Here is an 11,757-nt window from a genome sequence, read left to right as displayed (position 1 = left end):
CAGGTCCGCTCAGCGGGTGCGGCGGAGCAGCGCCATGAACATCGCGTCGGTGCCGTGCCGGTGCGGCCACAGTTGCCCGTACGGCCCCCGTGCCAGCCCCGGCACCTCGGGGAACAGCGGCGCGACGGGCAGCACCTCGACGTCGTCCCGGCCGGCCGCGGCGTCGGCCACGGCGACCGTCTCGGCGGTGTGCGGCGAGCAGGTCACGTAGGCCACCACGCCGCCGGGGCGCACCGAGGCCAGCGCGCCGTCCAGCAGGGCCGTCTGCAGGTCGACCAGGGGCGGCACGTCGTCCGGGGTGCGCCGCCAGCGCACCTCGGGACGGCGGCGCAGCGCGCCCAGGCCGGTGCACGGGGCGTCGAGCAGCACGCGGTCGAAGGAGCCCGGCGCCCACGGCGGGGTGCGCCCGTCGGCGACCACCACCGCGACGTCGGCCTCGTCGCGCAGCGCCTGCCGGACCAGCTCGGCGCGGTGCGGCGCGCGGTCGGCGGCGGTGAGCCGGACCCCCTCGGGCCGGACGGCGGCCAGCAGCCCCGCCTTGCCGCCCGGACCGGCGCACACGTCGAGCCACGCGGCGTCCGGGCCCTCCAGCTGCGCCCGGGCCAGCAGCAGGGCGGCCAGCTGGCTGCCCTCGTCCTGCACGGCGGCCCGGCCCTCCCGCACCGACGGGACGCGCGCGGGGTCCCCGCCGCCGAGCCGGACGGCGTACGGCGACCACGGGCCGGGCTGCCCGCCGGACTCCTCCGCGAGCTGCTCGCGGGGCACCCGCCGGGCGACCAGGTGCACCTCGGGCGCGGCGTCGTCGGCCAGCAGGGCAGGCTCCACCTCGGCCTCGTCGCCCAGCGCGTCACGCCAGGCCGCGACGATCCAGCGAGGGTGGTCGGTGGTCAGCGTCAGCCGCTGGTCGCCGTCCCCGCCGAGCCGGTCGACCCAGGCCGCGCGGTCGCCGCCCGCGGCGACCTTGCGCAGCACCGCGTTGACCAGGCCGGAGGCGCCGGTGCCCACGATCGCCCGGGTCAGCGCCACGGTCGTGTCGACGGCGGCGTGGGCAGGCACCCGCAGGTCGAGCACCTGGTACGCGCCCAGCCGCAGCAGGTCGAGCACCCGCGGGTCCAGCTCGGCCAGCGGCCGGGACACCAGGGTGGCCAGGACCGCGTCGAGGGTGCCGGTGGCGCGCAGGGTGCCGTAGGCCAGCTGGGTGGCGAACGCGGCGTCGCGCTCGCCCAGGTCGGCGGCGCGCTCGCGGAGCAGCTGGGGCAGCAGCAGGTTGGCGTAGGCGTCGCGGCCGGTGACCCCGTCGAGGACGTCGAAGGCGGTGAGGCGCGCACCGTCGAGGACCGGCCGGGAGCGGCGGGCAGGGGGACGCCTGTCACCGCGCCGGGGAGCACTCACGAGTCGTCGCCCAGCCGCTCGCCCGGCGCCGGCCGCGCGCCCCGGGCCCAGTCGGGCGCCGGCAGCATCCGCTTGCCCGCCGGCTGCACCTCACCCAGCCGGACCGCACCGCGGCCGGTGCCGACCAGCACGCCGGTGGCGCCCACCGACAGCTCGCCGGGCGCCAGGCCCAGGGACGTCGGCAGCGGCTCGACCGGGCCCAACCGCAGCCGGTCGCCCCGCCACGTCGTCCACGCGCCGGGCGCCGGGGTGACCCCGCGGACCCGCCGGTCGACGACGTGCGCCGGCAGCGCCCAGTCGACGCGGGCGTCGGCCGGCTCGATCCGCGGCGCGAGGCTGACCCCCTCGGCCGGCTGGGGCTCGGGCACGAGCGTGCCGGCCGCGATGCCGTCGAGGGTGGCCAGCAGCAGCCGGGCGCCGCTGATGGCGAGCCGGCCCAGCAGGTCCCCGGCGGTGTCCCGCGGCGCGATCGGCTCGGTGACCACGCCGTAGACCGGCCCGGTGTCCAGGCCCGCCTCCAGCCGGAAGGTCGAGGCGCCGGTGACCTCGTCGCCGGCCATGACCGCGTGCTGCACCGGGGCGGCGCCCCGCCAGGCCGGCAGCAACGAGAAGTGCAGGTTGACCCAGCCGTGCCGCGGCAGGTCCAGCGCCGCCTGCGGCACCAGCGCGCCGTAGGCCACGACCGGCGCGCTGTCGACGGCGAGCGCGGTGAGCCGGTCGAGGAACTCCGGCTCGCGCGGGGAACGGGGTGTGAGCACCGGCACGCCGGCGGCGTCGGCCCGCTCGGCAACCGGGGAGCGGCTGACCCTCCGGCCGCGCCCGGAGCGGGCGTCGGGCCGGGTGAGGACGGCGACGACCTCGTGGTCGGAGGCGAGCAGCAGCTCCAGCGAGGGGACGGCGACGTCCGGCGTCCCGGCGAAGAGGAGTCTCAGTGGGGACTCACCTCGACCCGCGGCACCCAGGCGCCGGCACCGGCCCACTCGGCCTCGCCGATGGCGGCGAGCGCCGCGGCGCGGGCCTCGGCGTCCAGCCGGTCGACGAACAGCACGCCGTCGAGGTGGTCGACCTCGTGCTGCACGGCGCGGGCGAGCAGGTGCGAGCCCTCCACGCGCACCGGCTCGCCGTGCAGGTCGAAGCCGGTGGCGGCGACGTAGAGGTGGCGGCGGCAGTCGAAGGTGAAGCCGGGGATGGACAGGCAGCCCTCCGGGCCCTCCTCGGTCTCCTCCCCCACCGGGGTCACCTGCGGGTTCACCAGGTGGCCGACCTCGCCGTCGACGTACCAGGTGAACACCCGCAGCCCGACGCCGATCTGCGGGGCGGCGAGCCCGGCGCCGCCGGCGGCGAACATGGTGTCGGTGAGGTCGGCGACCAGCCGGCGCAGGTCCTGGTCGAAGTCCACGACCGGGGCGGCGGGGGTGCGCAGCACCGGGTCGCCCAGCAGCCGGATGGGGGTCACGCTCACCGGTCGATCGTAGGAGAAGGACACCTCGGGCCCCCCGTCGCTCGGATGCCGGCCTCGCCTGGAGCCACCATGACGGCCCGCGGCGTCCCCGCGGCCCGGGTGGACCTCAGCTCAGACCAGGTCGAGGGGGTCCATCTGCACGCGGACGTGCTCGAGCGCCTTCTTCGCGCTGCGCACGCCCTGCACCTGGGCCAGCGCGTGCGCCAGCGCCACGCCCTCCGTGCGCGGCACCCGCACCAGGAAGCGCTCCCGCTCCCCCTCCTGGCCCGGCCGGGGCGGCTCCGGCACCGGGCCGAGCAGGTCGGCGTCGGCGGGCAGCCGGGCCGCGGCGAGGAACTCCGCGAGCGCCTCCGCCGTCCCGGACAGCGCCGCCATCCGGGTCGCCGGGGGGAAGCCCAGCTCGCGGCGGTCGGCCAGCTCCCGGGCGGCGAGCCAGCCCGGGTCCCAGCGCACCAGCGCCTGGACGACGGGGTGAGCGGCGTCGGCGGCCACGACCACCTGACCACCGGCCGACGCCGGGCGGACCAGGGCCGCGGCGTTGGCCCACCGGCGCAGCGTCTCCTCCCCCGCCCGCAGGTCGGCCCGGCCGAGCAGCGCCCAGGAGTCCAGCAGCAGCGCGGCGCCGTACCCGCCCTCGGCGACCGGCTCGGCCCCCGGTGTGGCGACCACCAGCGCCGGCCCGCCCGGCACCGAGGCCAGCACGCCGGACCCGCGGCCGGAGACCCGCACCGCTGCGCCGGGGAAGGCGCGCCCCAGCTCCTCGGCGGTGCGGGCGGCCCCCACGACCGAGGCGCGCAGCTTCGTGCCGTGGCAGTACGGGCAGTTGAAGGTGGCCGCCGGGCGGGCGCACCAGCGGCAGGCCGGCACCCGCGACCCGCCCGGGCCCGGGGTCGGGGCGATGCCCAGCGGACCGGAGCAGGCCACGCAGCGCGCCGGCGCCCGGCAGCGGTCGCACGCCAGCCCGGGGGCGTAGCCGGCTCGCGGGACCTGCACGAGCACCGGGGCGCCGTCGGCGAGGGCCTGCCGGGCGACGCGGTGGGCCAGGCTGGGCAGCCGGGCGGTGCGGGCCGCGGGGTCACGGGCCAGCTCGGCGTCGGCGCCCAGGGCCTGCACCCGCGGGGCGGCGGCGCGCAGGGTGGCGCGGTCGGCGGCCAGCTCGTGCACCCAGCCGCTCTCCACGAGCAGCTGCGCCTCCGCGGTGCGCGCGGTCGCGGCGAGGACGGCCGCGCACGAGGCGAGGTGGGCGCGGTGCACCAGCACGTCGCGGGCGTGCGCGTAGGGCGCGCGGGGCTCGGCGTGCAGGTCGTCGCCGTCGTCCCAGATGGCGACCAGCCCGAGGTCGGCGACCGGCGCGTAGACCGCGGCGCGGGTGCCGAGGACCACCGTGGCAGTGCCGCGGACGGCGTCGAGGAAGCGGCGGTACCGAGCGTCGGGGGCGGCGTCGGCGCGCAGCACGACGACCGACCCCTGCGGCAGCCGGGCCTCGGCGGCGGCGGCCAGCCGGTCCAGGTCGCGGCCGTCGGGGGTCACGACCAGGGCGCCGCGACCGCCGGAGAACGCGGCCTGGCACAGCTCGACCAGCCGGGCCGGCCAGTCCTCACCGGGCAGGGCGGTCCACACCGCGCGGGCCGGCCGGCCCTCGGCGACGGCGGTCAGCAGCGCCGCCCCCGTCGGGTACCGGGCGAAGCCGGCCGGGTCCGGGGGCTCGGGCGGCGGGGGCGGCTCGGCGCGCGGGCGCTTCTCCGCCGCGGCCCGCCGAGGGGGCACGGCCAGCCGCAGGACGTCGGTGACCGTGCCCGCCCAGCGCTCGGCGACCGCGCGGGCCAGGGTGGCGACCTGCGGGGTGAGCACCGGCTCCGGGGAGACCAGCTTGGCCAGCGGGGCGAGCTTCCCGCCGTGCTCGGTGGTCTCGGCCAGCTCGAGGACGAAGCCGTCGACCAGCTGCCCGGCGAAGCGGACCCGCACCCGGCAGCCGGCGCGCACCTCGTCGGCCATGGCGTCCGGAACGGCGTAGTCGAAGGGCCGGTCCAGGTGCGCCAAGGGCACGTCGACGATGACCCGGGCCACCCGCTTCGGCCCCGCCCGGAGGCTCGCCCCGAGCTCCCGAGGGGTGAGGGGGGCGGGGTCCTTCGACAGCGGGGTCTCCGTTCGGCAGGGGTGGCGGGGGCAGCCGCCAGTGTCGCCGCCGGGTCCGACAGCAGGAGGACCCCGTCCTCGTTCAGACTCCGGTCGCCGAGCGCAGCGCCTCGACCCGGTCGAGCCGCTCCCAGGGCAGGTCGACGTCCGTGCGGCCGAAGTGGCCGTAGGCGGCGGTCGGTGCGTAGATCGGGCGCAGCAGGTCCAGGTCGCGCACGATCGCGCCGGGGCGCAGGTCGAAGACCGAGCTGATCGCCTTCTCCAGCACCTCGTCGGCGACCGAGCCGGTGCCGAAGGTCTCGACGAACAGGCCGACCGGGTGCGCGGCGCCGATGGCGTAGGCCACCTGCACCTCGCACCGGCGGGCGAGGCCCGCGGCGACGACGTTCTTGGCCACCCAGCGCATGGCGTACGCGCCGGAGCGGTCGACCTTCGACGGGTCCTTGCCCGAGAACGCGCCGCCGCCATGGCGGGCCATGCCGCCGTACGTGTCGACGATGATCTTGCGGCCGGTCAGCCCGGCGTCGCCCATCGGACCGCCGATGACGAACTTGCCGGTCGGGTTGACCAGCAGCCGGTAGCCCTCGGTCGGCAGGCCCAGGGCGGCGAGCTCCGGCTCGACCACCAGCTCCTGCACGTCCGGGGTGAGCAGCTGCTCGATGGAGATGTCCTCGGCGTGCTGCGAGGAGACCACGACGGTGTCGACCCCGACCGGGCGGTCGTCCTCGTAGACGACGGTGACCTGGGTCTTGCCGTCGGGTCGCAGGTAGGGCACCGAGCCGTCCTTGCGCACCGCCGAGAGCCGGCGGGACAGGCGGTGGGCCAGCGCGATCGGCAGCGGCATGAGCTCGGGGGTCTCGTCGGTGGCGTACCCGAACATCAGGCCCTGGTCGCCGGCGCCCTGGCGTTCGATCTCGTCCTCGGCGGTGCCGGCGGTGCGCGCCTCGTAGCCGGTGTCGACGCCCTGGGCGATGTCCGGCGACTGCGCGCCGATGGAGACGCTGACCCCGCAGGAGGCGCCGTCGAAGCCCTTGCGGGAGGAGTCGTAGCCGATGGCGAGGACGGTCTTCCGGACGATGTCGGCGATGTCGACGTAGCCCGCGGTGGTGACCTCACCGGCGATGTGGACCTGGCCCGTGGTGATCATCGTCTCGACCGCGACCCGGCTGCGCGGGTCCTGCTCGAGCATCGCGTCGAGGATCGAGTCGCTGATCTGGTCGGCGATCTTGTCCGGGTGGCCCTCGGTCACCGACTCGGACGTGAAGAGGCGGCGTGACACGCGGTACTCCCTGGGGTCGGGAACGGTGGGGTGGGCGCCCCGGGGAGGGCGTCTCGTCGAGTGCACGTTACCGGCGTGCGTCGGCGCCGGTGTCGGCTCAGGCCAGGCGGGGGCCGACGACGCCCCAGATCCCGGCGGCCACGGCGTCCTTGCTGCCCTCGGGCAGCTCGGTGACGGCGCCGTCGGCGGCCAGGACGACCGCGGCGTTGTCGGCCCGGCCGAACACCCGGCCGCCGGAGACGTCGTTGACCACGAGCAGGTCGCAGCCCTTGCGGGTGAGTTTGGCGCGGGCATGGGTGAGGACGTCGGCGTCGTCGTCCCCGGTCTCGGCGGCGAAGCCGACGACCAGCTGCCCGGGCGCCCGCTTGGTCACCAGCTCGGCGAGGACGTCGGGGTTGCGCACCAGCGGGACGGCGCCGGGCTCGGCGGCGGTGCCCTTCTTCAGCTTGGTGGCCGCGACGGCCGCCGGGCGGAAGTCGGCGACCGCGGCGGCCATGACCACGACGTCGGCGTCCACGGCCTCCGCCAGGACGGCCGTGCGCAGCTCCTCGGCCGTGCCCACCGGGACGACGCGGACGCCGAAGGGCGCCGGCAGCTCCACGTTGGCCGCGACGAGCACCACCTCGGCGCCGCGGGCGGCGGCGACCCGGGCCAGCGCCCAGCCCTGCTTCCCGGAGGAGCGGTTGCCGAGGTAGCGGACCGGGTCCAGCGGCTCGCGGGTCCCCCCGGCGCTGACGACGACGCGTCGGCCGGTCAGGTCGGGGGCGAGCGCGGCCGGGCCGGCGGCGAGCACGACCGAGGCGAGCGCGGCGATGTCGGCGGGCTCGGGCAGCCGGCCGGGGCCGGAGTCCGGGCCGGTGAGCCGCCCGACGGCGGGCGGCAGCACGATCGCGCCGCGGCGGCGCAGCGTGGCGACGTTGTCCTGGGTGGCCGGGTGCAGCCACATCTCGGTGTGCATGGCCGGGGCGAAGACCACCGGACAGTGGGCGGTCAGCAGGCTCGCGGTGAGCAGGTCGTCGGCCCGGCCGGCGGCGGCGCGGGCCAGCAGGTCGGCCGTGGCCGGCGCGACGACGACGAGGTCGGCGGTCTGGCCGATGCGGACGTGCGCGACCTCGTCGACGTCGGACCAGACGTCGGTGGTCACTGGGTGGCCCGACAGCGCCTCGAACGTGGCCGCGCCGACGAACTGCAGCGCGGCCGGCGTGGGGACCACGCGGACGTCGTGCCCGGACTCGGTGAACGCGCGCACCAGCAGGGCTGCCTTGTACGCGGCCACGCCCCCGGCGACGCCCAGCACGATGCGGCTCATGCGCTCGATCCTCCCCCAGACACGACGACGCCCCCGGCACCGGCCGGGGGCGTCGTCACCACCACGGGCGGGACGGCCACCGCAGGCGGCTGGAACGGCCCCCTCGCAGGGCCCCACCGCGAGCTCGCGAGCGGTGGGGGGCGAGCAGAAGGACCCCGTCCTCCCCACCCTTCGCACGCTCAGGGCGGGACCCGGGACGGGGCCTCAGTTCTCGCCGGCGGTGTGGGTCAGCAGGCCCTCGTTGATCTCGCGCAGCGCGATGGAGAGCGGCTTCTCCTGGGGCGCGGTGTCGACCAGCGGGCCGACGTACTCCAGCAGGCCCTCGGAGAGCTGGCTGTAGTAGGCGTTGATCTGGCGCGCGCGCTTGGCGGCGAAGATCACCAGGCCGTACTTGCTGCTGGTGCGCTCGAGCAGCTCGTCGATCGGCGGGTTGGTGATGCCCTCGGGGGCGGGTGCGACTCCGGACACGGGCGGGCGTGCTCCTCAGATCGGTTCAGCGGGGGCGGCGTGGCCCTGACCCAGGGACGAGCCACCCGCTACTCGTGGGCGCCACTGCTCCGGAGGGGCCCGGGCGACGGCGCAGTCAGCAATCCTACCAACTCGTCGGCAGCGCGGGCCACGTCGTCGTTGACCACCACCACGTCGAACTCCCCCGCCGCGTCCAGCTCGGCCTGCGCGATCGCCAGCCGGCGCTCCTGCACGGCGGGCGGCTCGGAGCCCCGGCCGGCCAGCCGGCTGACCAGCTCGGCCCAGGACGGCGGGGCGAGGAACACCAGCTGGGCGTCGGCGTCCCGCGCGCGGACCTGGCGGGCCCCCTGCAGCTCGATCTCCAGCAGGGCCGGCGCCCCGGTGGCGAGACGCTCGCGCACCGGGGTGGCCGGCGTGCCGTAGCGGTTGCCGGCGTACTCGGCCCACTCGAGCAGGCCGTCCTCGGCGATCAACCGGTCGAACTCGGCGTCGGTGACGAAGTGGTAGTGCACCCCGTCGACCTCACCGGGACGGGGCCGGCGGGTGGTGGCCGACACCGACACCCACACCTCGGGGTGCCGGCGCCGGACCTCCGCCACGACCGTGCCCTTGCCGACCCCCGAGGGGCCGGAGAGCACGGTCAGCCGTGCCGGGGGATGCTCCACGGCAGCAGGTGCCACGCGTCGTCCTCGACCTCCGGGTGCCTGGTCCGAGCGGGTCAGCCCTCGACGGGGACTTGCTCGGCGGCGACCTTCTCGCCACCGAACTCCGTCTCGAGGGCCCGGCGCTGGTTGGCACCCAGACCGCGCACCCGGCGGGTCGGGGAGATCTCGAGCCGCTCCATGATCTTCGCAGCCCGGGCCTTGCCCACGCCGGGCAGGGACTCGAGGACCGCGGAGACGCGCATCTTGCCGATCACCTCGTCGGTCTCGCCCTGGCGGAGGACGTCACCGACCGTGGCGCCCTTGCTCTTGAGCCGCTCACGCAGCTCGGCTCGGGCCTTGCGGGCGGCCGCCGCCTTCTCGAGGGCCGCGGCACGCTGTTCGGGGGACAGGTCAGGGAGGGGCATGGTGCGACCCAATCTGTCGTCGCCGGCCATCGGTTCGGCCGGCGGGGGCTCGTGCTGTGTCGGGGACAGGACTCACTGCTGAGCCTGTCGGCCAACCTAGCTCCACCTATATGCGCAGGTCACGAGGGTCTGAACCCTGGGTTCCCAGCAATCCGTGAACCGGTAGTGACACTACGTCGCCGGATGCGGTCACCGACCGTCATCGCCCCAGGTCAATGCCAGTTGCGGCCCTCGCCGGTACCGCAGCGCCGTGGCCCGGCGCGTGCCGACACGCCGCGACCGACACGCCGGTGGATCCGGTGAACGCGCTGGTGGGAGGCGGGCCGGCCGGGTCAGGAGGGGGCTGCGCTGCCCCGCCGGCCCGCGAGCTCCGCGGCCCAGCGCTCGGCCGCCGCGCGCAGGCCGACCGGGTCCGGCCCGGCGGCCAGCACGTCCCGGGACACGGTCGGGACGACGACGGTGCCGGCACCGAACAGCCGGCGCAGGTCGGCCGGCGACCCGCCCTGTGCGCCGAGCCCGGGGGCGAGCACCGGGCCGCCGAGGCCGGTGAGGTCGACGTCCAGCTCGCGGAGCGTGGCCCCGACGACGACGCCGAAGGAGCCGGACCCGTCGGCGGCGTTCCAGCCGCGCACGGTGTCGACGACGACCTGCGCGACCGACCGCCCGTCCACGACCGCGTGCTGCAGCGTCCCGGCGTCCGGGTTGGAGGTGCGGGCCAGCACGAACAGCCCGCCGCCGTGCTGCCGGGCGGTGTCGACGGCCGGCTGCAACGAGCCCGGACCGAGGTAGGGGCTCACGGTCAGGGCGTCGGCGGCCATCGGGTGGTCCGGGCGGAGGTAGCCGGCGTAGCCGTCCATCGTCGACCCGATGTCGCCCCGCTTGGCGTCCAGCAGCACCAGGGCGCCGGCCGCGCGGGCGCGGGCGACGCCGTCCTCCAGCACGGCCAGGCCCCGGGAGCCGTGCCGCTCGTAGAACGCCAGCTGCGGCTTGAGGACGGCCACGGTGCCGGCGAGGGCGTCGACGACGGCGTCGGTGAAGCGGGCCAGCCCCTCCGGGCTGTCCGGCAGCCCCCAGCGCTCCAGCAGCGGCACGTGCGGGTCGATGCCGACGCACAGCGGGCCGCGGGCGGCCACGGCGTCGGCGAGCCGCTGCCCGAAGGGCGCCGTCACCGAGCGGGCTCCAGCGCGCGGGGCAGCGTCTCCCCCAGCGCGGCGACGCAGTCGCGGGCCAGGTACGGGTCCGCGAACGCCCCGGAGGCCGACTGCACCGCGTCGGCGCCGAGGGCGAACAGCGCCTCGAAGGAGGCCGGGTCGGTGACCCCGCCCATGGCCAGCACGTCGAAGTGCCGGCCGCCGGCCTCGCGCAGGGCGACCAGGCGGCGGGTGAAGTCCAGCGCGGAGTCGCGCACCGCGGCCCCCGACAGCCCGGCGAGCTCGCGGCCGGGGAAGGTCGGCGCCCCGTCGCTGCGGCGCACCCGGCTCTGCAGCGTGTTGATGCCCGCGACGCCGTCGACCAGCGGCGCCAGCCGGGGCACCAGCGCCGACAGCCGCGGCCCGTCGAGCCAGGAGAGCTTGGCGACCAGGCCGGTGCGGTCGTCCAGCACGCGGCGCACGCCCTCGACGACGGCGACGGTCGCGTCGGCGTCCAGGCACAGCGGCGGCTTCACGCCGGCGGCGGACGGGCTGAGCGTGTTCGGGCAGGACAGGTTCAGCTCGACGACGGGAGCCCCGGCCTCCTGGGCCAGCACGGCGGTGCGGGCGAAGTCGTCGGCCAGCCCGGTCCCCTCGCCCTCCCCCATCACGCTGACCAGCAGCAGCTGGTCGTCGTCGACGGCGGCCAGCGACCGCTCGAGGTCGGCCATCCACTCCTGCGGCGTCAACGACGGGACGCCGAAGGAGTTGACCGTGCTGACGTCCGGCGAACCGGGTGCCACCCAGTCCCACGGGTCGGCGGTGACCTCGGCGGCCGCGCCCGGGGGCAGGCTGCGCGCCTGCCGCGCCGCGAACACCCAGTTGGGCTGGGGGTTCGGCTCGTGGGCGCGACTGCGGACGGTCTTGTAGGTCAGCACGCTGTAGCCGTTGGCCGCGAAGTGCCGGACCCAGTCCTCGCCGCCGTTCAGCACGCAGGCCGGCACACCGATCGGGAAGCCCACCTCCCGGCCCAGCACCCGCCAGCGGCGGTCCCGCACGCGCGGGCGCCCGGGCAGCCGCGGCCCGACCGGGGTGGTGAGGTTGTCGCGGTAGGAGCCCAGGACGTCGTACGCCGGCGTCCGGACCCCGTGGGCGGCCAGCACCCCGCCGTGCCCGGCGAAGAACAGCACACGGGTGACCAGTGGCAGGTCGTCCTCGCCGGCGTCCCCGGCCGCGATCCGGTCCGCCAGCCCCCGGGCCGCCGCGGCCAGCGCGTCGAGCTCCGGCTGCGGCGGCCGCGCGAAGCGGGTCACCCCGGCGAGGAACGCCTCGGGCAGGCCGTCGACCAGCCCGCGGGCGACCAGGTCGTCCCCCACCCGGGCGACGGCGCCACCGGCGGGGGGGGGGGGGGGGGGGGGGGGGGGGGGGGGGGGGGGGGGGGGGGGGGGGGGGGGGGGGGGGGGGGGGGGGGGGGGGGGGGGGGGGGGGGGGGGGGGCGGGCGGGGGGGGGGG

The 11,757-nt window shown here is 77.4% G+C and carries 11 protein-coding genes; all 11 read right to left on the bottom strand.

Features of this window, described 5'->3' with window-relative positions:
• Positions 1-9: 9 nt before the first annotated feature.
• Positions 10-1,392, bottom strand: a complete 1,383-nt coding sequence (locus ACI78Z_RS15180) for an RsmB/NOP family class I SAM-dependent RNA methyltransferase (RefSeq protein ID WP_457037366.1) — start codon at positions 1,390-1,392, stop codon at positions 10-12.
• Positions 1,389-2,372, bottom strand: a complete 984-nt coding sequence (gene fmt / locus ACI78Z_RS15175) for a methionyl-tRNA formyltransferase (RefSeq protein WP_457037365.1) — start codon at positions 2,370-2,372, stop codon at positions 1,389-1,391. The genes ACI78Z_RS15180 and fmt overlap by 4 nt, the downstream gene beginning before the upstream one ends.
• The gene (def, locus tag ACI78Z_RS15170; RefSeq protein ID WP_457037364.1) at positions 2,321-2,854 is read right to left on the bottom strand and encodes a peptide deformylase; all 534 of its coding nucleotides are present in this window, start codon (positions 2,852-2,854) and stop codon (positions 2,321-2,323) included. Before def ends, fmt begins: the two co-directional genes overlap by 52 nt.
• A gap of 111 nt (positions 2,855-2,965) precedes the next feature.
• On the bottom strand, positions 2,966-4,921 hold the full coding sequence (locus ACI78Z_RS15165) for a primosomal protein N' (protein WP_457037363.1): 1,956 nt from the start codon (positions 4,919-4,921) through the stop codon (positions 2,966-2,968).
• A 151-nt stretch (positions 4,922-5,072) separates the two neighbouring features.
• Entirely contained in the window at positions 5,073-6,269 is a 1,197-nt protein-coding gene (metK, locus tag ACI78Z_RS15160) for a methionine adenosyltransferase (protein ID WP_457037362.1), read from the bottom strand.
• 97 nt (positions 6,270-6,366) lie between these two features.
• On the bottom strand, positions 6,367-7,578 hold the full coding sequence (coaBC, locus tag ACI78Z_RS15155; protein ID WP_457037361.1) for a bifunctional phosphopantothenoylcysteine decarboxylase/phosphopantothenate--cysteine ligase CoaBC: 1,212 nt from the start codon (positions 7,576-7,578) through the stop codon (positions 6,367-6,369).
• A gap of 204 nt (positions 7,579-7,782) precedes the next feature.
• Positions 7,783-8,046: a DNA-directed RNA polymerase subunit omega gene (rpoZ, locus tag ACI78Z_RS15150; RefSeq protein WP_012949163.1), complete on the bottom strand. Its 264-nt coding sequence runs from the start codon at positions 8,044-8,046 to the stop codon at positions 7,783-7,785.
• 68 nt (positions 8,047-8,114) lie between these two features.
• Positions 8,115-8,726 carry a guanylate kinase gene (gmk, locus tag ACI78Z_RS15145; RefSeq protein ID WP_457037360.1) on the bottom strand — a complete coding sequence of 204 codons (612 nt, stop codon included), beginning with the start codon at positions 8,724-8,726 and terminating at the stop codon, positions 8,115-8,117.
• A 38-nt stretch (positions 8,727-8,764) separates the two neighbouring features.
• Complete coding sequence (gene mihF, locus ACI78Z_RS15140) at positions 8,765-9,115, bottom strand: integration host factor, actinobacterial type (RefSeq protein ID WP_091217915.1); 351 nt, start codon at positions 9,113-9,115, stop codon at positions 8,765-8,767.
• Positions 9,116-9,447: 332 nt separating this feature from the next.
• Positions 9,448-10,284 (bottom strand): orotidine-5'-phosphate decarboxylase, encoded by an 837-nt coding sequence (gene pyrF / locus ACI78Z_RS15135; RefSeq protein WP_457037359.1) that lies wholly within the window; start codon positions 10,282-10,284, stop codon positions 9,448-9,450.
• A complete protein-coding gene (locus ACI78Z_RS15130) occupies positions 10,281-11,621 on the bottom strand; it encodes a dihydroorotate oxidase (RefSeq protein ID WP_457037358.1) in 1,341 nt (446 codons plus the stop codon). The genes pyrF and ACI78Z_RS15130 overlap by 4 nt, the downstream gene beginning before the upstream one ends.
• Between the last annotated feature and the right edge of the window lie 136 nt (positions 11,622-11,757).

The sequence above is a fragment of the Geodermatophilus sp. SYSU D01176 genome (genome assembly GCF_054050015.1).
Note: the sequence above shows the minus strand (reverse complement) of the source record. Positions and strands in the feature narration are given on the sequence as shown.